This is a genomic window from Litchfieldella xinjiangensis (genome assembly GCF_000759345.1).
Lineage (GTDB): Bacteria > Pseudomonadota > Gammaproteobacteria > Pseudomonadales > Halomonadaceae > Litchfieldella_A > Litchfieldella_A xinjiangensis.
In genome coordinates this window covers 347,821-369,801 of the sequence record NZ_JPZL01000002.1, presented here as the reverse complement: position 1 = coordinate 369,801, position 21,981 = coordinate 347,821, and the positions used below count along the sequence as shown (strand labels likewise).

The window sequence follows — 21,981 nt, the reverse complement described above, 5'->3', positions numbered from 1 at the left end:
TTGCCTCCTGCGTTCCCGATACATTCAGGCCGCGCCGAGGCGAGCTTCGACGCGGCTATACGTTTACGACATCGAATTCCACGTCAGGATTCACATCGGCGTCGTAATCGACGTCCTCACGCTCGAAACCGAACAGCTTGAGGAACTCGTGCTTATACCCAGCGTAGTCGGTAATCGCGAACAGGTTCTCGCTGGTCACCTGCGGCCACAGGTCCTGACAGGCCTGCTGCACGTCATCGCGCAGCTCCCAGTCGTCGAGACGCAAGCGACCGGCGTCATCGGTATCCACGGGCGTGTCGCTATAGAGCTGTTCACTGAAGAGGCGGTTGAGCTGATCGATGGTGCCTTCGTGCAGGCCCTGTTCCTTCATGATCTTGTAGACCATGGCGATATACAGCGGCATCACCGGAATCGCGGCACTGGCCTGGGTGACGACGGATTTGAGTACCGCGACGTTGGCGCTACCGTCACTGGCCTTGAGCTTGCGGTCGATCTCGCCGGCAGCGCGATCAAGATCTTCCTTGGCCTTGCCCAGTGCACCGTGCCAGTAGATCGGCCAGGTGATCTCGGTGCCGATGTAACTGAAGGCCACCGACTTGGCGCCCGGCGCCAGTACCCCGGCCTTGTCCAGAGCATCGATCCACAGCTCCCAATCCTCGCCGCCCATGACCGCAATGGTGTCGTCGATCTCCTGCTGGGTGGCCGGCTCGACTTCCGCCTCGATGATGGTGTCCTTGTTGGTGTCGATGGCGGTGGCGCGATAGGTTTCGCCGATCGGCTTGAGCGCCGAGCGCTTGATCTCGCCACTGTCAGGCAGACGACGCACCGGTGAGGCCAGCGAGTAGACCACCAGGTCGACCTGCCCCATGTCCTGCTTGATCAGGTCGATGGCCTGGTCCCGCACTTCGTGAGAGAAGGCATCGCCATTGATCGCCTTGCTGTAGAGCCCTTCGGCCTTGGCGAACCTGTCGAAGGCCGCCGAGTTGTACCAGCCTGCCGTGCCCGGCTTCTTTTCGGTGCCGGGCTTTTCGAAGAACACGCCCAGCGTATCCGCCCCGTAGCCGAATGCCGCCGTGATGCGTGCCGCCAGCCCATAGCCGCTGGAAGCCCCGATCACCAATACCTTCTTCGGTCCGTCGCGTGTATCCAGCCCTCGGGCACGCGTCGCCTCGATCTGCTCGAGCACGTTCTTCTCGCAGCCGACGGGATGAGTAGTGGTACAGATGAATCCGCGAACCTTGGGTTTGATGATCACGACAGACCTCGACATTACGTGGAAAGAACCTGTCGGCATTCTAGCGGCTCAAGTCGCCCCTGTCCGCCCTTGGCAGGTCACGGCTGTGGACAGGCGCTTGAGCCCGGCGTCAGGATGCTCGACCATAGTTCCACCCCGCCCGGCAGCGGCCCAACCGGAGACACTGAATGGATGCCCAGACCCTGGTCGACGAACGCGGTGAACTTTGGCTGACATTGGCTCCGCTCTGGCTCGAGCGGGAGCCACGCGAAACCGACTATGCCCGCATGGTGGACGTGATTCAGCGCTACGACCTGACCCTGACGGAACTCGAGTGGGTGTTTCGACTGGAGCTGGCACCGGTGATGGTCCGCCACCAGATGTCGGTGGCGGGCGAGTGGCGGGCATTCGACGACTATCAGTTGATGGGGCAACTGGTGGCGCACAATCTGCGGCTCAAGGGGTGGCGGCGCAAGATGTGGCTGTTGTTTTCCGGCATGACCACCATGATGACCCGCCATCGCTGGAATGACTTGATGGAGCGCGTGATGGTGGCGCGTGGCGAGCTGTCCCGATGAGGCGGAATGGCCGGCCTAGGCCCCGGGGCGGAAGGGTGTCTCGAGGGCGCGCTCGAGCTCGGGCTTGAGTTTCTCGGCCCCGTCTCGCGGGCCGAACCGGCGGACCACGCGCCCGTCTCGCCCCACCAGGAACTTGGTGAAGTTCCACTTGATCAGGGTACTGCCGAGCACGCCGGGCGCCTGACGACGCAATTCCACGAACAACGGGTGGGCATTGGCGCCGTTGACGTTGACCTTTTCCATCAGCGGAAAGGTGACCCCGAACTCGCGTTCGCCAAAACTGCAGAAATCGGCCGCCGCCTCCGGCGACTGGCGGGCGAATTGGTTACACGGGAACCCCAGCACGGTGAACCCCTGGTAGCGATAACGGCGATACAGTGTTTCCAGCTCCTTGAGCTGTGGCGTGAAACCACATTGGCTGGCCACGTTGACCACAAGCAGGACCTGACCGCGCAGGGCGCGCAGGTTGAAAGGCTCACCGCTGTGGTATGCACAGTCGAAATCGTATATCTGCATGGCCGAGAATAACCGCATGGCATGTGTGCCCACGATGCCACGACTTGGGTCCGTGCACCAGCCGCCCGCGGCATACTCACCCACCGGCCATTGACCCCACCTGGACGTGCGACCATGCTCCAGAGAGCCGCTTGTAGCCTGGTTCTAGAGGGAGTGTCGCCATGGCCGACGTTTCACCACGTACCCGTCTCGCCACCCATGAGGTCGACAACCAGCCGCCAGTTTGCGAGGACCGTGACCTGTACGCGCAGGACCGCCCCCTGCGCGAGGCCGTGGCAAGGGAAGCACCGGAGTGGGTCGCGCGCCGCCTGGCACCGCTCGGAGAGCAAGTCGGCAGCCAGCGCGTCCAGGCGCTGGGCGAGACAGCCAATAGCCATCCTCCCGAATTGCGCCTGTTCGATCGACACGGTCGTCGCCTGGATGAGGTCGTCTATGACCCGGCCTACCATGAACTGATGCACCTCGCCTGCGACCACGGCTGGCACGCGGTGGCCTGGCAGGAAGAATCCCAGGGGGGCCACCAGGCCCATGTCGCCGCGCTGTACCTGCTGACCCAGGCCGAGCCCGGTTTCTGTTGCCCGGTGACCATGACCCACGCGGCCATGCCGGCACTTCGCCACAATCCCGAGCTCTGCTCGCAATGGGCGCCTCGTCTCCTGGCCTGGGAGTACGACGGTCGCCCCATCCCGGCCTGGGACAAACCCGGCGTTACCCTGGGCATGGCCATGACCGAGAAACAGGGCGGTAGCGACGTACGCAGCAATGCCACCCGGGCCGATCCCGATGGTGACGCTTATCGTCTTACCGGCCACAAGTGGTTCTGCAGCGCGCCCATGTCCGATGCCTTTCTCTGCCTGGCCCAGACCGACGAGGGGCTCGGCTGTTTCCTGGTGCCCCGCTTCACGCCTGACGACCAGCGCAACGCCATCGAAATACAGCGGCTCAAGGACAAGTGCGGCAACCGGGCCAACGCTTCGGCCGAGATCGAATATCGCGGCGCCTGGGCCCAGGCGATAGGCGAACCAGGGCGCGGCATCGCCACGATCCTGGAGATGGTGCAACAAACGCGCCTGGATGCGGCCGCCGCCCCGGTAGGCATGATGCGTCAGGCGCTTATGGAAGCCTGGTGGCATGTGAGTCGGCGAGCCGCTTTCGGCAAGACCCTGAGTGAGCAGCCCTTGATGCGTGCCGTGATCGCCGACCTGGCGCTTGAGGTCGAGGCCGGCCTGGCGCTGGTCATGCGTACCGCACGTGCCTTCGACACGCCAGGCAGCGAACATGAGCGCGGCCTGGCGCGGCTGGCCCCGGCCCTGGCCAAGTACTGGCACAACCGCCGCGGGCCGGGATTCATGGCGGAAGCCATGGAGTGCCTGGGCGGCATCGGTTATGTCGAGGAGAGCCCCTTGGCCCGGCTCTATCGTGAGGCACCGGTCAACTCGATCTGGGAGGGCTCGGGCAATGTCATCTGCCTCGATGTGCTGCGTGTCATGACCCGCCATCCGGAGTCCCTCGCGTCGTTGCATGCGGAACTGGCCGCGGCCCGTGGGGCGAATGCCACTTACGACCGGGCGATCGCATCGCTCGACAAGGAGCTCACCACCGAACCGGCCCACCTCGAGTCCCGGGCCCGCTGGCTGACCCAGCGCTTGGCCCAGTGCCTGCAGGCCTCGCTCCTGCTCCGCCATGCCCCCGCCGAGGTCGCCGACACCTTCTGTCGCACGCGCCTGGGTGCAGAAGTCAGTCCGGCGTATGGCATACTGCCTACCGATGCGCCCGTCGCTGCGATCCTGTCACGTATCGCCAGCTAGACTTCGCCTCTTTGCTCAACGAGAACAATCATGCGCTTACCACTGATGGCCCTGTGCCTCGCCACCGTGCTTCTGCCCGGTCTTTCCCTCGCCCACGAGGTGCGTCAGGTTCACCTGCGCGTCGCTCACCCGTTCGCGACGCCTACGCCCCCTGGCGCACCGCATGGGGCGGCCTATCTGGATATCAGCATCGACGAAGACGGCGAGACGGCAACGTTGGTCGGCGCCAGCACGCCGATGAGCCAAGGCGTTGAATTGCATGACATGCGCCTCGATGAGGGCACCATGCGCATGCGCAAGCTCGACGAGATCGTCATCGAACCCGGCGAGACCGTCACCCTTCGCCCGGGCGGCGGCCCCCACCTGATGCTGCTCGGGCTCACCTCGACGCTCAGCGAGGGCGATACCTTCCCCCTGATGCTGGAGTTCGCCGAGCGAGAGGCGGTCGAGGTCGAGGTCCGGGTCCAGGAAGCCAATGCCGGGATCGAAGCCGCCGATGGCCATCACGACCATTGAATAGCAGGGTCAGGAGGCGTCGCGCGCCGTTACGTCGGTAACGGTTTCATCGGGTTCGGGTGCTTCGGGTGCGCGACATGGCACGTAGAGATGCACGCGAGTCCCCTCCCGGGGCTCGCTGAAGACCGCCACATGCCCCCCGCTCTGGCGAATGAAGGTGGCCACCATGCTCATGCCCAGGCCCGTCCCCTTGTCGCCCTCCTTGGTGGTGAAGAAGGGCTCGAACAGCTGACGCCGCACCGCATCGCTCATGCCCTGGCCGGTGTCGCTGACCACGATTCGCACGTAGCGCCCCGGACGTAACTGCGGGGCACGGCTGAGCCCTTCCTCACTGACCGCGGCATTGGACGTGGCGACCTGAAGGCGGCCGCCGTCGGGCATGGCGTCGCGGGCATTCACCGCCAGGTTGAGGATCGCCGATTCGAGTTGAGCGGCGTCGACATAGGCCTGTGCCAGGCTTGGTGCCAGGTGCAACTCGAGGTCTACCGCCTCCCCCAGGCTGGTCGTCAGTATCGAACGGCACGCCTTGAGCAGCGCATTCACATCGACCCGTTCGGGGGCCAGGGTCTGCCGACGTGCAAAGCCCAGCAGGCGCTGGGTCAGCTCGCGCCCACGCTCGCCAGCGTGCAGCATGAGCTCGGCCGGCTGGCGTAGCGGCGAGTGCCGCTCGAGGCCCTCCGAAAGCAGCTCGGCGTTACCGATGATGACTGTGAGCAAGTTATTGAAATCATGGGCGATACCGCCCGTGAGCCGCCCCAGGGCGGCCAGTTTCTGCGCCTCCTGGAGTTGACGCTCAAGATGCGCCTGCGCCTCGGCCAACTGTCGGTGACGCCTGTGCGCTCTCACCCACTGCCAGGTCGACAGCATCGCCAGGAGCGCCAGTATCGCAGTAACCAGATGGCTCATAGCAACAACAGGTGTTGAACGCGCACGATATCATCGGCCGACATCGGCCGACCCAAGGCGTAGCCCTGAACATGAGTGCAACCGAAGGCGCGCAACAAGGGCAGGCAATCCAGCGACTCGACCCCTTCGGCCACGACCCGAATACCCAGCCGCTGACCCAGCAAGGCGACCGCCTCGACGATGGCGGCATTCTGCGAGGCTTCATGCATGTCACTTACGAAGCTTCGATCGATCTTGATCTCGCTGATGGGCAGTAGCTGAAGCCGCGACAAGGAAGAGAAGCCGACCCCAAAATCATCCACCGACACCTCGAGCCCATGCAGGCGAAGCCTGGCCGCCACTTCCCCCCCGAGGAGCTCGTCATCCATGGAGTCGCTTTCAGTGACTTCGAGCACGATCGGCAAGGGGTGTGAAAGCTGGCGGCGCCCCGCATCAACCAGCGCCAACAGGTCATCGTTCATCAACTCATCGGGCGTAACGTTGATGGCGAGCGATATCGCGATACTATGTTTAAGCCAGCGTTGCGTATCGGCAAACGCGACCGACAGCACCCGCCGGGTCAGGGCCTGGTACTGCCGGGGCGTCATCAGCGGCAGGAACTTGGCCGGTGCCAGCAGTCCGGCCTCGGGATGCTGCCAACGTGCCAAGGCTTCGACCCCGCTCAACCGACCCGAGGCGAGTTCGATCTGGGGCTGGTAATGAACGATGAATTCATCGCCATCCAGCGCGCGCTCGATCTCCTCCTGGCTCCGCAGCACCTCATCGGGGCGGGTGACGGCCACCACCTGTGGGCGGATGCCCTCGAGCCGACGCCGCAGATCCGCCAGGCGATACGGCTTGGAGAGCGGGCTCAACATGTTGAGCCCCAGCGAAAGGCCCACACGTTCGGCAATCTGGATGATCTTGGTTTCGACCCCACTCAAGAGCAGCACGGCGCCAGCATAGTCACAATCGGCCAACCGGCGCAGAACGTCGATGCCATCGTCGGAGTGCCCCAATTCCAGATCGAGAATGAGCAGGCGCGGCGAAAAGGTGGGCAACTCGGCCAACAGGGCTTCCGGGCGGGCATGGCAATGCGCTTCGATCCCCAGGGCACGTAACTGCAACGAGAGCGTCACGACCACGTCCGGATCGTCATCCAGCACGGCGGCGAACGGGTGAAGTATGGCGGTCATTGTCTCTCTCGGTGGGGCGCAGGCCTGGCAATGTAAACAACTGTATCATTGCCCAAGGCCTAGGCGTGAGCGCCACCTTCCACGCAAGCGGGCCCCGCCCTCAACCCAAGAGGCCCGATCCAAGAGCAGCAACAAAGGGCTAGCCTAACGGGCCGAGCACCACACGCAGCGCCAGCCCCAGCAGCACCAGGCCGGTCAGGCGATTGATCCAGTGCGCCCGGGCCTGAAGCCAGGGCAGTACCGAGGAGTGCGAGAGGACCATTGCGACCAGCAAGTACCAGCCGCCGTCAATGACCATGGCGGTGGCCACGATCAGTGCCTTGGCGGCGATACTCATGTCGGGGCTGACGAACTGGCTGAGCAGGGCAATGAAGAACAGGATCAGCTTGGGATTGCCGAGCGCAACCAACATGCCCTCGCGAGCCGCCTGGGTGCGTGTCGTGGGGTGAACTTCGGCACGCTGCCAAGTGCCGCCTCGCCCAGCACGCAGCGCCTTGATGCCCAGCCAGGCCAGATAGGCGGCCCCCAGCCAGGTAATTGTCTGGAACAGCACCGGTTGGCGGGCGATCAGTGCGCCCAGCCCCCATACGGTCAACAGCGCATAGAACCCGACACCAAGGGTATGGAACAACGCCGCAGTGACCCCGGGCAAACGACCGCCTCCCAGGGTATGGCGCAATACCAACGCCAGGCTCGGCCCCGGCGACATGGCCCCCATGGCACATACGGCTACCAGCGACAACCATAACGAAAGCGGCACCTGACCTCCGGTCTGAATGAGCGCAATGAACATGCGCAGAACGCGCCTGAACATCAAGCGCACCCGATCATGATAAGAAGAGCAGGGCGAAACACAATAAAAACCGGCCACCTCGAAGATGGCCGGAAAGCAGGGAACACGACTGGAGAACCTGCTTCACTCTAGCCGCTCACGGCCCGCCACGATGTGAGCCAATTCGCACCCTGTGCGTAGGAAATCACCGACAAGCCGCGTCAGCGAAGCCTGACCGAACCATGAGCACGACCAAGGCAGCATCGTCACGCGTAGCGCCCACGTTAGACTGGAACTCACCATAAAAAGGAGTCGCTCATGAACGTCAGGATATTCGCAATGATCCTGGAACTGCTCGGTGTGGCACTGATCGTCCTCGGCTGGTTGAACACCCCACCCGCCGCCTTCGTCGGTGTAGTACTGATCATACTCGGGCTGGTCCTGCAATGGACACGTCGCCAGCGCCCGCGCGATTGACGCGGGTCGCTTGAGGGAGCGATACGCCGCGGAGTGAACGAGAGCCTATCTCCCGTTTATCTTCTACCCTGTCGGTGACAGTGCTCCGGACAGCCAAGCGAGGTTTTTGATCATGTCTGAACGCGATAGGAAACCGCAGGATCTAGCGCTTTACCATTACGAGGGCTGCCCCTTCTGCACGCGGGTGCGAAACGCCATTTCCCGGTTGAACATCGACCTCAAACTGCACGACATCATGCGAGACCCTGGCGCCAGGCAAAGGTTGATCGCCGGCGGGGGCAGAAAGACCGTGCCTTGCCTGAGGATCGACGAAGGGGAAAAAACCACTTGGATGTATGAGTCCCGCGACATCATCAATTATCTGGAACGCAAGTTTTCGTAACACAGAGCGTCATGCCCAGGAGAAATGCGACATGCCCTACAGCTACATCCATGCCAGCGAAGATGAAAAGATCCGCTCAGATACCGAAGGCAACCACTCCGATGGCTTCGTCGTCTATGACACCGACACCAATAGAGAGTATGGCGTTTACCAGACCGAGGTGGAGGCCCAGCAAATCTGCGAGAACCTCAACCGCGGCGAGACGCCAAAAGACCCTAGCTAAAGCCATCGAGTAGATACGATCCCCCGCCGCCTTCTCACTTTTTACCAGCCCCGCCCTACCGCGACACGCCGAATTTCCCAGGCCTCTGAGGGCCTGGGTTGTGATATCAGGCTTCCTTTTCCTACACTGCGTATCACTGAGTGAGTTTGTGCAATATCGCAAACGCAGCACACTGTACGGAGTAGTAATGCGTTAACTCATAACAGATAATCTGGGGAGAACCATGAGGATCGTACTCGTCACCGTCGCCATGCTCGCTGTCGCTACTGCGATTCTGTTTGCCGCTTACGACCCGCCCGGCGAACAGACAGCCGGCTCCGGTGCCTGGACAAAAGAGTTGCAAGCCGAATCTGATGCAGTGCGTAAGTGAGGGAGAACGCAAGGGCGTGTCGGTACGCGTCGTCAGTGAAAATGCGACTAAAAGCAAGGAAGGGGTAAAGCTAAGACTAAATGGGAAGTGGACCGCTATGGGCCGCCGAGCATCTTAAACAGCGATCAGGGCTGCCAATCCACCCGCCAGGCGTTCACCGAGGTACCGAAGGCCCATAGCGTCCGGATCAGCATGGATGGAAAAGGCTGCTACCGGGACAGCATCTTCGCCGAACGGTTCTGGCGTAGCGTGAAGTACGAGTGCGTCTATCTGCAGGCCCTCGAAGATGATGCCCACCTATGCCGGGAGCTGAGGAAGTACTTCACTTGGCACAACCGCCAGCGGCCCCATCAAGGCTGGACGGTGCGACACCCAATGAGGTGTACTCGATCAACCACTGACTCAGGCGGCCTGACCCTGATAATGATTCCGGTCAGAGCTTAAATCGTCTGTCAGGTGGCCCAACGGATGGGGTCCACTTCAGATTGCCCGATGCACAATCAAGCGATTGCTTGTGTCCGTGGTGAATCTAACCTGTTACTTTCGAAAGTAATTTATACCCGCTGGCTCCACCTTTGGCGTCCATCTCGCCAAACCATTGGAGAGCATTCATCTTTACCTGCGGGCCAACGTAGTCGAAGAAGGGATGGCAGAAATTATGCCGGACTTCTCGGCACATCGCAGGCTAGGACAGGCAGACCCGACTCGCGCGCAGCTCTGCATGACGGTAACTTCCTCTCTTAAGGATGACCCTCGCAGCACCGGGTTACTGGCTGATCATCTGGCCCGTGTTATTGCCGCCCGACTGGTGGCTCAGCGAACTAGCGAGACGCCATCGCCTGAGGGCGGCCAACCTCGTGAAGGTTCCGCCTCGCTCAGTGCCGATAGGTAGTCATCGAAGGCTTGCTGTGCCGCAGCTACGACGACCGGCGCCTCGTCGGGCCGACAGTTCTCGTCCAGAAAGGTAAGGAATCGCCGCCAGTGCACTTCCGGTTGCGGGGAGTCGAAGTAGGACACCGGTACCTTGGCGCCAAGTGCCCGCTGCACCTGGCGGGCGATCACCTGACCGCCCAACCGGGAGCCCTCCAGCACATAGCACTGCCCTGCCAGGACGGCGGGTGTTACTGCCACCGGCAAGGCCGATGGCAAGACGCAGGGAGGCACGACCCCCAGTGCCTCCAGGTCCGTCTCAAGGCGATGGGTGCGCGAAGAAACCTTGATCTCCTCACTGAGCGTTATGTCTAGTTGTTGTGCTCCTGCCAGCACGCATGCTTCCAGCCGGCCATGGGGCCGATGGATCGCCAGTAGCGAACGCGCATAGGCAGTACGGGACAGGCCCGGGATGATCAGTTGCTGAAGAAGCGGATGGTGATCCAGTAAGTGATGTGCCCGCCGGGTGCCGTCTCGCAACTGTCGAGCCAAGGGGATTGCCGTCAAGTCGCCTCCTGCAGCAGCTGACGAAGCTTGAGCAATTTGAGCCGAGACTGCTCAGGCCAGGGGCGGCTATAACCAAGGCGTGTCTCGAGCCACTTTTCGAACGAGCGTCGCGGGGCAATGGGGACCGCGTCTGACCGGTACTCTACTGGCTTGTCGGGATTGCCGCCCCAGGCCACTTCCTGCGCCTCCTCGGCCCGACACAGATAGCAACGCAGCTGTTCTCCCGAAGCAGTGAGCAAGGATATCGCCAGCAGCCCAGCCACCTCGGAGAGCGGCATGTCGGGGCAATCAGCAAGAAGGTGATCGCTGATTCGGACTGTCTCCTTCTCCGCGCACCATTGCTCCACAGCATCTAAAGCCTCGGGCTCAAGGATAAGCCCCTCGCGTAGCTCAGTACCCTCGCCACACAACATTACCCCGTCTGCATCGAACTCTGCCATCAACCAGGTACTCAGCAAGGGCCACGCCTGAATCAGGCCACCCTGCGCTTTCACTTGGCTACGCACCCCGCTGAAGTGACGCTCCAGCCCATCGAGCATGGATTGGCGAGTATGTGTGTGGTAGGTCTTCTCGGCCAGGGCGAAGCTTTCTACTTCTCGGGACAGGTGGTTCAGCCGTGATAGTGGCAGTTGGCGTGGCCGGTCGGCATGACAGGAAATCAAGGCGGTCAGCTCATCGCCCATGGATACCGGGAAGGAGATCGCTGACGCCACGCCCATGTTGTGCAGGTAGATACGATGCACCGGTGAAAGGCTGCGTAGATCCGCCAGTGTCAGATCCGGCTGCGGCGCCTCGTTGAGGGCAACCAATGGCACCGACTCCGCCGCGGCGTCTGGGATACTGCGCCATGGATTCTTTACATAAAGTGCTCGGGCAATCTCTGGAATATCGCTAGCGGGGAAACGCAGCCCCAGGTAGCGTCCCTGAGCACCGGTACCCAGCGCTTCGGCCATTACCTCTCCGTCACCGCTGGGCAGGAAGCGATAGAACAGCACCCGATCGAAGCCACTGAGTTGAACGATTCGTTCCACCAAGGCCTGCCGCTGCATCATCAATTCATCGCGTGAGCCGATGTGCACTGACGATGCCACCTCATCGACAAAGGTAGCCTCTTCGTTATCGGGCAACAGCTCGATAACCACCTCCCCATTGGCGTTGCGTGAGGCCAACAGGGCGAATTCACCCATCTCGCCATCGACAAGCGGGACCGATAATCGATCACCGGCGTGCTGCCCCAGCCGGCCCAGTGGCGATGCCAAGGCGTCAGGAAGCGGTTGGCCGAGAAGGCTGTGAGGGTCGAGGCCCAGCACTGTTTCAAGATTGTTTGACGCGTGGGTCACGCGCCCATCAGCGGCCACGACCAGCAACGCCCCGTGGGCCTGGATGGCCCCCGAGAGATGCAGCTGCTCATGCTCGCACTGCGCCAGAAAACCTCGTTTAGTTGTCATCTTCAATTTCTCGTCTTGAGCAGGTAGCTTGAGAAGTCCTCAGCCTCCAGGGGCCGTGATAATAGATAGCCTTGCAGGTAGTCGCAGCCATGCTCGCGTAACCAGGCCTGTTGAGCAGGGGTCTCGACACCCTCGGCCACGGTGCGTATGCCCAGGGCTGCCGCCATGCCGAGTATCGCCTGAGCAATGGCCTCGTCGTTGCGGTCTGGCCCACCCAGGCCATCAACGAAGCTCTTATCGATCTTGAGCTCTGCCAGGGGCAGGCGCTTGAGGTAACTCAAGGATGAGTAGCCCGTCCCGAAGTCGTCGATGGACAACAGGATGCCCGCCTCTCGCAGTTTCTCGATATTTCCCAAAGCCGCGCTGGTGCGCTCCACCAGGGTGCTTTCGGTGATCTCGACCTGAATCAACTCGTGTGAAACGCCATAACGCTTCAGACGCTCGAAGAGATAGCCCGTGAAGCTCTCCTCCTGAAAGCTGTACGCCGAGATATTCATAGCGACCGGAACGACGGCGAGCCCCTGAGCCAGCCAGCCGGAGATATATTGAACTGCAAGCTGGACAACATAACGGTCGATGACCTGGATCAGGCCCGTTGCCTCAGCGGCGGGGATGAATTGTGCCGGACTCACTTCGCCGAGTTCCGGATCGTTCCAGCGCAGCAACGCCTCGACGCCCACAATGCGTGGCGGCTCGGCGGTGTCATACTTGGGCTGAAACATCAAACGGAAGCGTTCTTGCCGAAGCCCCTCGCGCATGGCGCTGGTCAGCCGGGCCTGCTGTACCAAGCGCTGCTGCAATTCAGGCTTGAACAATTCGAAGCGATTTCGACCTTTCTCCTTGGCTCGGTACATGGCGGTATCCGCCGCCTTGATCAGAGCCGAGGCATCATCACCATCGTCAGGGAAGAAGGCCAGCCCAATACTGGAGGAGACGAACAGAGAGTGATCCCTTACCTGGAAGGGCCGCGCTAGCATCTCAACGATGCGATGGGCGAGATGCTCAGCGGTATCAAGCTTGGCATCGGTAAGAATGAGAGTGAATTCGTCACCGCCCAGGCGGGCTACCGTATCCAGGTCGCGCAGGTTGCTGCGCAACCGCTCGGCCACCTGCACGAGCAACTGGTCGCCCATGTCGTGTCCCAGGGTATCGTTGATCGACTTGAAGTTGTCCAGGTCAATGAACATTAGCCCTACCATGGCAGCATGACGTCGTGCCTGAGCCATGGCCAGGTCGAGGCGATCATGAAAAAGAGTGCGGTTGGGCAGACCGGTCAAGGCATCGTGGGTAGCGAGGTATTCAGCCTGGCGCTGAGACTCCTTGAGGCTCGAGATGTCGGCGAACACCGCCACGTAATTGGCAGAGTCCTCTTCTTCTCCACCCTCGATACGGTTAATGGTCAGCCACTCGGGATAGAGCTCGCCATCCTTGCGCTTATTCCAGATCTCGCCCTGCCAGAAACCGCAGCTATCGAGCGACTTCCACATAGCTTCATAAAATGATTGCTCCGTCTCTCCCGACTTGAGCAGCTGACCGAGGTTACGCCCCAAGGCCTCCTCCGGGGAATAGCCTGTGATACGAGTGAAGGCATTGTTGACTGACTGGATGCACGAACTACCGTCAGTCACCACAATCGCTTCCCCTGCGTGCTCAAAGACCTTGGCAGCGATGCGCAGCTGGCCCTCGGCCTGCTTGCGCAGGGTAATGTCCTCGGCCTCGGTGATGATTACGTTGGGCTGACCATCTCTATGGCGCAACACCTGGTGGACGGTGCGGAAGACGCGCGGCGGCTCACCGGGCAGGAGGTGCTCCGCGGCAATCACCTTCTGGCCACGCAGGGCCTCAAGATCACAGCCCCAAATGTCACCGGCGAAGGTGCTGGGAAACAGCTCAAAGTCGCTGCGGCCATGGATGTCCGCCTTGCTGAGCCCGAACGCCTCGAGAAAGCTCGTATTGGCGAAAAGATACTTGCCACTAAGGTCTTTCATGGCCAAAAGGAGGGTGGTGTTTTCCATCAGGGTATCGAGCTGAGAGCGGGAGGCTTCGAGTGCCGATTGTGTCCGGCTGACTTCGGTCACATCCACCAGCGTGACCACCAGCCGCACCACTTTGTCCTGAGCATTGGTGCCCGGCGTGACCTTCAGCTGTTGCACCTGCCCCTCGGTCTTGAGCACAGCCTCTTCAGGCTCGCCATGCACCGTGGCCCGGGCTAGATAACTTTCGAGTTCGACCAGCATGCCAGGCAAGTCCAAACGATTGAAGGGCTGCTGGATCGCCGTAGCACGTAGATCGAAGAGGCGCCCCGCTGCGGCATTGAATCGGAGGAGATGGTGCTCGGCATCGAAAACCAGGATGGGAAAATCCAGGGCATCGTAGAGGTGGGTATACTCCTCATTGAGCTGGTGAAGCGCGCTGGACCTGGCGTTGAGTTCCTCGTTGAGACTGACTAGCGCTACATTGGAGGACTGCAACGCCTGGTTGGTCGCTTCGAGCTCCTGGGTGGACGTCACTCTATCCCTGCTAGCATAAGGGACGGTTTTCTCAGGAGCGGGCAGGCGTGGTGTTTCCTGCAATCGCTGGGGTCGGTCTGTCTGCGCAACCGAGACTGATTCTTCCCGCTTGCGGAATATGCGCTGTGATCGATTCAGTGGCATGAACAAGGCATCAGACTGGCCAACGCTTTCACTGCCGCCGAGAACCAGTACCCCTTGCTTCTGCAGGGCGAAGTGAAACCGCTTGAGCACACGAGCCTGAAGAGCGGCATCGAAATGGATCAGCACGTTGCGGCAGGCAACCACATCCATACGCCTGAAGGGGGGGTCACTGATCAGTTGGTGGCGGGTGAAGATAACCATGTCACCCAGGCGCTTGCCGACCTCGTAGCCTCCCTCGCCACGCTGGAAATAACGTTGCACACGCTCCGGTGCGAGACCTTTTAAGGCTTCAGAGGAATAGAAGCCGCGCCTAGCAATGGCCAATGCATGATCATCAATATCTGTAGCAAATATTTGAATACTGGGGGGTTTCCAAGTGTTGCCCCATACTTCATCGAACAACATGGCGATGGAATAGGCTTCCTCGCCGGTGGCACAGCCCGCCACCCAAATTCTCGCCCCCCGCCCCTGCTTCAGGCAGCGCTGAAATATTTCCAGAACATGGGGCAACAGGGCCTCAAAGGTAGCCGGGTCGCGGAAGAAGGTGGTGGCCGAGACCAGTAGATCCTGTACCAGTAAGTTCAGCTCTTCCGGTCGGCTCTCGACGAGCGCCAGGTACTGAGCATGACTACTGACGCCACTGGCCGCCATGCGCCGGTGTAATCGCCTGGCCACGGCAGTGGGCTCATGGTTAGAAAAATCGATCAGGCATTGGGTGCGTATCATCTCGAGCAGTTGCCTGGTCGCCGCACCATGTTCATTCATGTCATACTCAGAGAGATACCCTAAACGCGCCAATAGGCGCGCCATGTCACTGGGCTCGTGTATAAAACCGGCGTTTTCCGCTTCGATGGCTACGCTCAAGCCATTGTCATGAAGGGCGGTGGCCAACTTGATCATGGCGAACCCACCGGCAGCCCTGAGGGCATGCAACGTGGCGTTGATCCGGGGGCCGGCTTCCGAAAGAAGCACACCGATAGCCCTTTGGCCGGCATCCGACGCTAGTGAGCGAAGGAAGTCATGCGCCCAGGAGTACGCGTCCTCTGATTTCCCAGGGGTCAGGCGCAGCTGCCCAGCGTAGAACGTCACACCGGCATTGGCCGGCGCCAACAACAAAGTGCCTGGTTGGGGCCGATCTCCATCATTGAGCAGGCGTACCTTCAGCGAAGTCCCATCGGATAAATCATCACACTGCAAGCTATCGCCAGCTGTTGAATGCTGCTGAATGACAAAGGCGCAGGGCAGTGCCGGATCCAGGTCACATATGAAATTAGATAGCGACTCTTGGTCTTCCACCGAAACCCAGATACCCACTATGGCCAGTAGCCCGGCGCCATGCTCATGTTCAACAAGCATTGGGCGCCCTCTGGCCAGTCCTTGGATATGTTACAATTCGTGAACAAATATAGGGCAATGAGAAAATAGCTATCGTCGCACCCTTTGACCCTGATGCACTCATGGGGAGCATAGCTTTTTCTCTCGTCTTAAAGCGTGTCGTTTTACCTGATAACTTTTGGTCCTAACGTTATATTTATAAAAACATGCCAAAGCCATAAGCGCGCATAAAATAAATTAGATCTAATTTTGACAAAGATGGCATAGGCCTTCTATCTATAGGCCTAACCCAGTAAAACTTGCGTGAATGTCACCATTATCGCGGCTAACACAGTACCACCAGACGAGCCTCGCCGTCGCCTTGGTTTAAGCTGAGCGAGCTGGGTCAGGCGGTCAGCCAGCCGAGTATTAGCTGCTTGGGTGATAGTGGGAAAGTTGTAGTCATGCCCCTCCCCCACGCCTAGCGCAGCCATTGCGTATCCATGCACAACGAGCGCTTCCAGCCAAATTCCGTGCGATAGGCCTGCGATCCACGCCTTGCGAGGGCATATCGGGGTTGAGTTTATAAGGTAGCTACTCAAGCTCAACCTCGTTTCCATCCGGAGCGACTGCACCGCCGTCTGCAGGCGAGCTACGCCCAGATAGCACCACGAACAAAGAAAATCCGATGTGATATACACTTTAATGGGCTTTGGCATCGTCCAAGTCCTTTTTTACCTGCTTCAGCAAGCAGCGCCTTGAGCAGCACCTCCTTGGACTGCACCCCAGCGAATCGCTGGTGGCCGATGATTATCATCGGCACCGAATCGACCTGGTTACCCAACGCGGACTTTAGTGCCCTTATGTGGAGATCGCGGCAACTTCGCTGTAAAGCGCCTGTCTGAGTCCGCCCGTATTGGGACCGACCTCCCCAGCCAGGTTGGTCAAAACAACAATATCACCGATATCCTGCTCTCCTTAAAGAACGCCTAGAGCAGCCGATCGTTGTCCTTGTTGTGGTCTCGAGCAAACTGATAGCCCTCCCAAGCAAGGTCCGTGCGGGGCTGGGGAGAGACGGAGGGAAGCTTTATCTTCACACCGTAATGATCCGCCAAAGGGTAAACTGACCTAGGCCAGACCGCCTGCAAGTAGAATCTTCTGGCCGTAGCGTCGGCGTCGGGTAGGGCCGGAGTTCGAAGGGCAGCCATGATACACAGGGAGGAGCGTACATAAGCAAGGGAAGAATCCGTCTTCCTGACAGACTCAGTAACCATGTTTTCATGATTTGCGGCACAGCTACGCGAGTCTGCTGGCTCAAGCCGGAGGAAGCATGACGACGGTGAGGGATTTGCTGGGTCATTCAAGCCTTACGTGACGTGCCGCTACGCTCATATATTTTATGCCAACCTGAACGAAAACTAGGCTAGGTTGAAAGCCTGAGTGCCGCCTTCTGCGACCAAGCATTAAACGAGGTTAAAACGAGAGGGGGATTGAAGCGAAGATACTAATCGGGAAATGGTGCCGGTGGTCGGACTCGAACCGACACGCTATCGCTAGCGGCGGATTTTGAATCCGCAGCGCTTATTTATTAATCAACAACTTAGGTAGAATTTTTCAAAATAACCAACAACCTTACCAACATCTAGGCATGCGCTTGGATGCTACTCGCCGCGTCAGTATGCGCCAATGGCTGGCAACCCTTTCCCGCTGCTATGACAAAGCGCAAAAGAGACGCCAGACAAGAATGTGAATACTTCTTACATTTCTCTCAAAGTTGATCACGCATGGCTCAGGGCCTAATCAGCCCTTACCTCTTCGTACACGCTTGAAAATTTCTTCCGCTAGATGTTCATGCGCAGCCGAACGAAACTCCTTATCCGTCATTACACGGGAAAAGATATCTTCATTGTTTTCCATACGGTCGATGAACAGCTCATCGAGCATACGTTCCAAGAATGCTGAAAAGTTGGGCAGGTTGTTCGCTTTTGCGGCTTCAACGATTTTTTCATTTTCTTCCGCGCTGGCGCTGATCTGGTCGAAGAACAGCTGATCGGCTTCGGTAAAGTCCGTGCCGAAGCGTTCATTGAGCTTTTCAACCAGCGATGACAGCGCGACGGCTTCATCCCTTACGCCGCTAGTCCCTACATCGGTAGGCCCCTTGAGGGGGCAGGCTTCGCCTGTGCCCAAGTCGATGGAGCCTTCCGTCATCTGTTGCAGGCGGAAATAGCGCAGAGCCACCTCGTCATCCAGGGCGAACACCTGGCCATCACCCGACGGTGGCAGCTTGGCAAACAGGTTGCGCACGAAAGCGTAGAATTTTTCCAGTTCGCTATCCTGATAGGGAATGATCTGCGATAGGAATGCATAAAGGTTGCGATAGGCGGTCAGCTGTCCGCGAAACTCCTCCTGCTCTGCCTCCTCTCGCTCACAGAAGCGGACGACAACCGCGTCGAGTACAGCGTTCATCACCCTGTGATCCGAGGCTGAGTGATCACGTTTGCCGCGATACCAAACTTCCGCAAAGGCATTTATATCATCAGGCGCAAAGATCGCCCATGCCAACAGCTTGTGCTGCAATTCGGACAGTTGATGCGGATCGGCATTCTCACCGACCGGTGTTGCCTCGTAGTAGGGCTTGAAAGCTTGATAGATGTCGTCTTCCTCGTTGGCAAAATCCAGCACAAAAGTGCGGGCCTTGCCCGGCGCCATGCGATTGAGTCGTGACAGTGTTTGTACCGCCTGTATACCAGCCAATCGCTTAACCACATACATGGTTTGCAACAGCGGCTGATCAAAACCCGTTTGGTACTTCTCCGCCACCAAAAGAACTCGGTAATCGTCACGCTCAAAGGCTTCGGGCAGTTCTCTTTCCGCCAAGCCGTCATTCATCGCCACTTCGGTGTAGGCCGAGCCGGGGTCTTCGGGGTCTTCCACACTGCCCGAAAAGGCGACCAATGAGCGGATACCGCTATAGCCGTTATCCTTGATATATTGATCGAATGCTAACTTATACTTCACCGCGGCCAGTCGCGAACCGGTGACCACCATGGCCTTAGCGCGCCCGCCCATTTCGCTCGTCACATACAACCGGAAGTGCTCGACAATCACCGACACTACTTGATCAATGTTGACCGGGTGCAATTCTAGATAACGGCTCAAAGCCTTGGCCGCCTTCTTTCGAGGCACCTCCGGATCATTCTCCACCTGCTTGATCAGGCCAAAGAAGCGTTTGTATGTGGTGTAGTTCTGCAACACGTCCATGATGAAGCGTTCTTCAATAGCTTGCCGCATGGAGTACTCGTGAAAAGGTGACGTGCCGGAAGGGCCTGGCTCATCGAACAAAGCTTTGGTCTTGAACTTAGGAGTGGCGGTAAAAGCAAAGAAACTCAGGTTCGGCTGACGTGCTCGCTTTAGGGAATCACGGAGAATGGCCGCCTTGGCCTCATCGGATAGCGCGTCGTCTTCTTCATCGGACAACTGAGCGGCAATCGCCGCCTCGATGCCATCTTTGTTGAGCATCCCCCGTAGCTCGGTGGCCGTCTCGCCGCTCTGCGACGAGTGCGCCTCGTCCACAATAACTGCAAAGCGCTTGCCTACGGTGCTGATGTTCACGCTTTCCCCCTTCTTCTCCAGCGTGGATAGCGCCTGAGAGATGAAGGGGAATTTCTGCAAGGTGGTGATGATGATTGGCGTTCCGCTGGACAAGGCCTGGGCGAGCTGCTGCGTATTCTCGTCGATCTTTTCCACCACCCCGGTCTTATGCTCGAACTGGTAGATAGTGTTCTGCAATTGCTGGTCCAACACGCGGCGGTCAGTGACCACTACCACCGAATGGAAGACCTTTTGATCCTCGGCATCATGCAGGCTAGCCAGGCGATGCGCTAGCCAGGCAATAGAATTGGATTTACCCGACCCAGCCGAGTGCTGCACCAAATAGTTATGCCCGGAGCCGTTGGCTTGCGCATGGCCCACCAGCTTGCGCACTGCGTCAAGCTGGTGATAGCGCGGAAAAATCATGGTTTCCTTGCGAATGGTGCGCACGCCTTTTTCGGTCTTGACCTGCCGCTCCTTCACCTCCAGGTGCATAAAGCGCTGCAGGATATCCATCAAGCTATTCTTTTCCAGCACCTCATCCCAGAGATAGTGAGTCTTCCAATTGTTCTCCACGGGCGGGTTGCCTGCGCCATGCTTGTGTCCGCGGTTGAAAGGCAGGAATACCGTATCCTTGCCCTTAAGGCATGTAGTCATCCATATTTCGTCCGGGTCCACGGCAAAATGCACCAGCGCACGCTTTTTGAAGCTGAACAGCAAGTCGCGCTCATCGCGATCCTGCTTGTACTGCGTGACTGCATCCGCAGCCCGTTGTCCCGTAAGTGGGTTTTTCAACTCAACAGTGGCTACCGGGAGGCCATTCAGGCTCAGGGTTACATCAATAATGCAGCGGCGGTTCTTGCCGTTCGCACTTTTCATCACCGAGGTAAAGGCCACCTGCCGCGTAATGGTCAGGCGATTTTTGGCGTAGGCCGCCGCCGCCTCCGGGTTCATGCCGGAATTGGGACGAAAGTGGGCCAGCCGGAAGGTCTTGCCGTAACACTTGAAGCCATAGCGCAGCACATGCAACGTCCCCTTGATCGCGAGTTCCTTGACGAGGTTGTCAAGCAATGTGGACTGGGTCTTATCACCAAGCAGCGCTTCCAACTGCCCCCATTTAGCGGCCTGGCTGTCTTTCAAAAAGTTAGTCACGTCCTCGGGGCATAACGCCAGCGCCTCATCATAGGAAGTCGCTTCTCGCTTTTCATAACCGCCCGCGCTGATCAGGCCTGCTTCAATCGCGGTTTCAAAATCGGGCTCTGTGTGACCGGACATCAGTCGACCTCCAGTTGGCCAGTGGTGGCAGCGGCGATGAGCGTAGCGCGATATTCTACGAGTAGGTTAATCGATCGGTTGATTTCGGCAGAAATTTGACGAATTTCTTCGTCCTCGCCATTAAGGAGCGAAGATATTTCCGCCTGCTCATTAGGGGGTGGAATCGGTATCATTAATCCACCAATCCGGTCTATATTTAGATTGGCCTGAGTATTAGTCACAGAGACTTTCTCAAACTGCTTTACGCATGCAGCAAAAAGAAAGTAGAGGTAATCTAATTCTGTCGAGGGGCCAGGCACAAAGCCAACAACAGAATCCGGAAAGCAAGCTTTAAAGCGAAGAATGGCCACATCTCCAACATTTGCAGCAATAGCCATGCAAAGAGTATCTTCGGGAAACTCTTTTGAAACAGCATAGCCCTCTTCACTGAGTGTTTGAGCGTAGCTTTCTACGTATTTATCAGCTCGAGCAACGTCTCCTGTTTGAATAAATGGATATTCGCCATTATAAAGATGAGGCGCATTTCTCGGTCTATGCGAGAACTTACCCCTAAGTATCCGACAGCTATGCTTTATCTGCTTGATCTCCCAATGCGCCGGAATATCCCCCAGCCAGTCAATTTCAGAAGGTCTCATGGGGGCGTCGGGATTCAGGCCCTTTGTGACTGCTCGAGTGATAAGAGCCTGACGCTTTTCGGCCAAGCGATTCAGCAAGGCGCGTTTTTTCTCAATCAGACCGTCGATGCGGTCTATTTTTTCATCTAGAAACTGCGCGATGCGATGTTGGGTATCTAAGGGTGGTAAAGGCAATGGCTGATGACCAACGATCTCCCAATCGGCGCGAGGCATTTTTGAGCCAAACGTTTCAGCGTCAACCGCATCGATGAAGCCTTTCGAAGTAACTAAATAGAAAAGATAGCGAGGGACTACCCGGCTGGACGAACGCAAGCACAGTAGTTCGCCTGAGCTGACACCGCTAAAATCAGCATGAAAGGCCTTAGCAAGATAGGGACGCAATTTGTTGAATAACACGTCGCCGGCCTTGAACTTGCGGCTATCAGACTCCGAAGACTCAAGCTCATCTCTTAACAATTTTCCTGTCCAAGATTCGATATCCTCATTGGAAAGGTAGGGCAGATCGCTCTGCTCTTGTTCATTTGGCCGCTCGGTAGATAGTGAAACGCTCCACTTAAGCCAATTCTTTCCCCAGCTTTCTGGCGGGGTGCCGATCCACGCTGGCAATTCGTCACTATAGGAAAAGAAACTCATAAATCGCCTTCGCTCTTTTTCGCGCCGCGCTTGCTTT

19 protein-coding genes are annotated in these 21,981 nt (G+C 58.7%); 9 read left to right on the top strand and 10 right to left on the bottom strand.

Going from position 1 to position 21,981, the window contains the following annotated elements; genetic code table 11:
- Positions 1 to 55 precede the first annotated feature (55 nt).
- The gene (gene fabV / locus JH15_RS09210) at positions 56 to 1,255 is read right to left on the bottom strand and encodes an enoyl-ACP reductase FabV (RefSeq protein ID WP_043529616.1); all 1,200 of its coding nucleotides are present in this window, start codon (positions 1,253 to 1,255) and stop codon (positions 56 to 58) included.
- Between the two features lie 167 nt (positions 1,256 to 1,422).
- Between fabV and JH15_RS09205 the strand changes: the two genes are divergently transcribed.
- On the top strand, positions 1,423 to 1,812 hold the full coding sequence (locus JH15_RS09205; protein WP_043529614.1) for a DUF7079 family protein: 390 nt from the start codon (positions 1,423 to 1,425) through the stop codon (positions 1,810 to 1,812).
- A 15-nt stretch (positions 1,813 to 1,827) separates the two neighbouring features.
- On the opposite strand, the gene JH15_RS09200 is transcribed toward JH15_RS09205, so the two are convergent.
- Positions 1,828 to 2,328: a glutathione peroxidase gene (locus JH15_RS09200; protein ID WP_043530618.1), complete on the bottom strand. Its 501-nt coding sequence runs from the start codon at positions 2,326 to 2,328 to the stop codon at positions 1,828 to 1,830.
- A gap of 161 nt (positions 2,329 to 2,489) precedes the next feature.
- Between JH15_RS09200 and JH15_RS09195 the strand changes: the two genes are divergently transcribed.
- Both JH15_RS09195 and JH15_RS09190 read left to right on the top strand, forming a co-directional pair.
- Complete coding sequence (locus JH15_RS09195; RefSeq protein ID WP_043529612.1) at positions 2,490 to 4,136, top strand: acyl-CoA dehydrogenase family protein; 1,647 nt, start codon at positions 2,490 to 2,492, stop codon at positions 4,134 to 4,136.
- Positions 4,137 to 4,166: 30 nt separating this feature from the next.
- Positions 4,167 to 4,652, top strand: coding sequence for a copper chaperone PCu(A)C (locus JH15_RS09190; protein ID WP_043529610.1), 486 nt, complete (start codon positions 4,167 to 4,169; stop codon positions 4,650 to 4,652).
- Between the two features lie 9 nt (positions 4,653 to 4,661).
- Here the strand turns inward: JH15_RS09190 and JH15_RS09185 are convergent, their stop codons facing one another.
- The 3 genes from JH15_RS09185 to JH15_RS09175 form a co-directional block, all read right to left on the bottom strand.
- Positions 4,662 to 5,558, bottom strand: coding sequence for a sensor histidine kinase (locus JH15_RS09185; protein WP_052384006.1), 897 nt, complete (start codon positions 5,556 to 5,558; stop codon positions 4,662 to 4,664).
- On the bottom strand, positions 5,555 to 6,733 hold the full coding sequence (locus JH15_RS09180) for an EAL domain-containing response regulator (protein WP_043529608.1): 1,179 nt from the start codon (positions 6,731 to 6,733) through the stop codon (positions 5,555 to 5,557). Before JH15_RS09180 ends, JH15_RS09185 begins: the two co-directional genes overlap by 4 nt.
- Before the next feature lie 139 nt (positions 6,734 to 6,872).
- Positions 6,873 to 7,493, bottom strand: a complete 621-nt coding sequence (locus JH15_RS09175) for a LysE family translocator (protein WP_197053319.1) — start codon at positions 7,491 to 7,493, stop codon at positions 6,873 to 6,875.
- Positions 7,494 to 7,823: 330 nt separating this feature from the next.
- Between JH15_RS09175 and JH15_RS18080 the strand changes: the two genes are divergently transcribed.
- The 5 genes from JH15_RS18080 to JH15_RS09160 all read left to right on the top strand — a co-directional run bounded on the left by JH15_RS18080 (position 7,824) and on the right by JH15_RS09160 (position 9,401).
- Entirely contained in the window at positions 7,824 to 7,982 is a 159-nt protein-coding gene (locus JH15_RS18080; protein WP_156105288.1) for a hypothetical protein, read from the top strand.
- Positions 7,983 to 8,094: 112 nt separating this feature from the next.
- On the top strand, positions 8,095 to 8,364 hold the full coding sequence (locus JH15_RS09170) for a glutaredoxin family protein (RefSeq protein ID WP_081948960.1): 270 nt from the start codon (positions 8,095 to 8,097) through the stop codon (positions 8,362 to 8,364).
- A gap of 31 nt (positions 8,365 to 8,395) precedes the next feature.
- On the top strand, positions 8,396 to 8,587 hold the full coding sequence (locus JH15_RS09165; RefSeq protein WP_043529604.1) for a hypothetical protein: 192 nt from the start codon (positions 8,396 to 8,398) through the stop codon (positions 8,585 to 8,587).
- A gap of 223 nt (positions 8,588 to 8,810) precedes the next feature.
- The gene (locus JH15_RS18075; protein ID WP_156105287.1) at positions 8,811 to 8,957 is read left to right on the top strand and encodes a hypothetical protein; all 147 of its coding nucleotides are present in this window, start codon (positions 8,811 to 8,813) and stop codon (positions 8,955 to 8,957) included.
- 192 nt (positions 8,958 to 9,149) lie between these two features.
- Positions 9,150 to 9,401, top strand: coding sequence for an integrase core domain-containing protein (locus JH15_RS09160; protein WP_422730559.1), 252 nt, complete (start codon positions 9,150 to 9,152; stop codon positions 9,399 to 9,401).
- A 369-nt stretch (positions 9,402 to 9,770) separates the two neighbouring features.
- On the opposite strand, the gene JH15_RS09155 is transcribed toward JH15_RS09160, so the two are convergent.
- The 3 genes from JH15_RS09155 to JH15_RS17525 are packed head-to-tail and all read right to left on the bottom strand — an operon-like array spanning position 9,771 to position 15,852.
- Positions 9,771 to 10,394 (bottom strand): biliverdin-producing heme oxygenase, encoded by a 624-nt coding sequence (locus JH15_RS09155; protein ID WP_052384003.1) that lies wholly within the window; start codon positions 10,392 to 10,394, stop codon positions 9,771 to 9,773.
- Positions 10,391 to 11,842 carry a GAF domain-containing protein gene (locus JH15_RS09150; RefSeq protein ID WP_043529602.1) on the bottom strand — a complete coding sequence of 484 codons (1,452 nt, stop codon included), beginning with the start codon at positions 11,840 to 11,842 and terminating at the stop codon, positions 10,391 to 10,393. The genes JH15_RS09155 and JH15_RS09150 overlap by 4 nt, the downstream gene beginning before the upstream one ends.
- 2 nt (positions 11,843 to 11,844) lie before the next feature.
- Positions 11,845 to 15,852 carry an EAL domain-containing protein gene (locus JH15_RS17525; RefSeq protein ID WP_052384002.1) on the bottom strand — a complete coding sequence of 1,336 codons (4,008 nt, stop codon included), beginning with the start codon at positions 15,850 to 15,852 and terminating at the stop codon, positions 11,845 to 11,847.
- Between the two features lie 1,243 nt (positions 15,853 to 17,095).
- Between JH15_RS17525 and JH15_RS18610 the strand changes: the two genes are divergently transcribed.
- Positions 17,096 to 17,185 carry a tyrosine-type recombinase/integrase gene (locus JH15_RS18610; protein WP_081948959.1) on the top strand — a complete coding sequence of 30 codons (90 nt, stop codon included), beginning with the start codon at positions 17,096 to 17,098 and terminating at the stop codon, positions 17,183 to 17,185.
- A gap of 425 nt (positions 17,186 to 17,610) precedes the next feature.
- On the opposite strand, the gene JH15_RS09135 is transcribed toward JH15_RS18610, so the two are convergent.
- Together JH15_RS09135 and JH15_RS17785 are read right to left on the bottom strand one after the other, a co-directional pair.
- Complete coding sequence (locus JH15_RS09135; protein WP_043529599.1) at positions 17,611 to 20,676, bottom strand: type I restriction endonuclease subunit R; 3,066 nt, start codon at positions 20,674 to 20,676, stop codon at positions 17,611 to 17,613.
- The gene (locus JH15_RS17785) at positions 20,676 to 21,944 is read right to left on the bottom strand and encodes a restriction endonuclease subunit S (protein ID WP_081948958.1); all 1,269 of its coding nucleotides are present in this window, start codon (positions 21,942 to 21,944) and stop codon (positions 20,676 to 20,678) included. The genes JH15_RS09135 and JH15_RS17785 overlap by 1 nt, the downstream gene beginning before the upstream one ends.
- Positions 21,945 to 21,981: the final 37 nt, after the last annotated feature.

Bases quoted from the DNA above. Each gene is read 5' to 3' on its own strand.
- JH15_RS09195 (WP_043529612.1), top strand. From the start codon at position 2,490: ATGGCCGACGTTTCACCACGTACCCGTCTCGCCACCCATGAGGTCGAC.
- JH15_RS09200 (WP_043530618.1), bottom strand. From the start codon at position 2,328: ATGCAGATATACGATTTCGACTGTGCATACCACAGCGGTGAGCCTTTC.
- JH15_RS09165 (WP_043529604.1), top strand. From the start codon at position 8,396: ATGCCCTACAGCTACATCCATGCCAGCGAAGATGAAAAGATCCGCTCA.
- JH15_RS17785 (WP_081948958.1), bottom strand. From the start codon at position 21,944: ATGAGTTTCTTTTCCTATAGTGACGAATTGCCAGCGTGGATCGGCACC.
- JH15_RS18080 (WP_156105288.1), top strand. From the start codon at position 7,824: ATGAACGTCAGGATATTCGCAATGATCCTGGAACTGCTCGGTGTGGCA.
- JH15_RS09160 (WP_422730559.1), top strand. From the start codon at position 9,150: ATGGATGGAAAAGGCTGCTACCGGGACAGCATCTTCGCCGAACGGTTC.
- JH15_RS17525 (WP_052384002.1), bottom strand. From the start codon at position 15,852: ATGCTTGTTGAACATGAGCATGGCGCCGGGCTACTGGCCATAGTGGGT.
- JH15_RS09170 (WP_081948960.1), top strand. From the start codon at position 8,095: ATGTCTGAACGCGATAGGAAACCGCAGGATCTAGCGCTTTACCATTAC.
- JH15_RS09205 (WP_043529614.1), top strand. From the start codon at position 1,423: ATGGATGCCCAGACCCTGGTCGACGAACGCGGTGAACTTTGGCTGACA.
- JH15_RS09190 (WP_043529610.1), top strand. From the start codon at position 4,167: ATGCGCTTACCACTGATGGCCCTGTGCCTCGCCACCGTGCTTCTGCCC.
- JH15_RS09180 (WP_043529608.1), bottom strand. From the start codon at position 6,733: ATGACCGCCATACTTCACCCGTTCGCCGCCGTGCTGGATGACGATCCG.
- JH15_RS09185 (WP_052384006.1), bottom strand. From the start codon at position 5,558: ATGAGCCATCTGGTTACTGCGATACTGGCGCTCCTGGCGATGCTGTCG.
- JH15_RS18075 (WP_156105287.1), top strand. From the start codon at position 8,811: ATGAGGATCGTACTCGTCACCGTCGCCATGCTCGCTGTCGCTACTGCG.
- JH15_RS09150 (WP_043529602.1), bottom strand. From the start codon at position 11,842: ATGACAACTAAACGAGGTTTTCTGGCGCAGTGCGAGCATGAGCAGCTG.
- JH15_RS09135 (WP_043529599.1), bottom strand. From the start codon at position 20,676: ATGTCCGGTCACACAGAGCCCGATTTTGAAACCGCGATTGAAGCAGGC.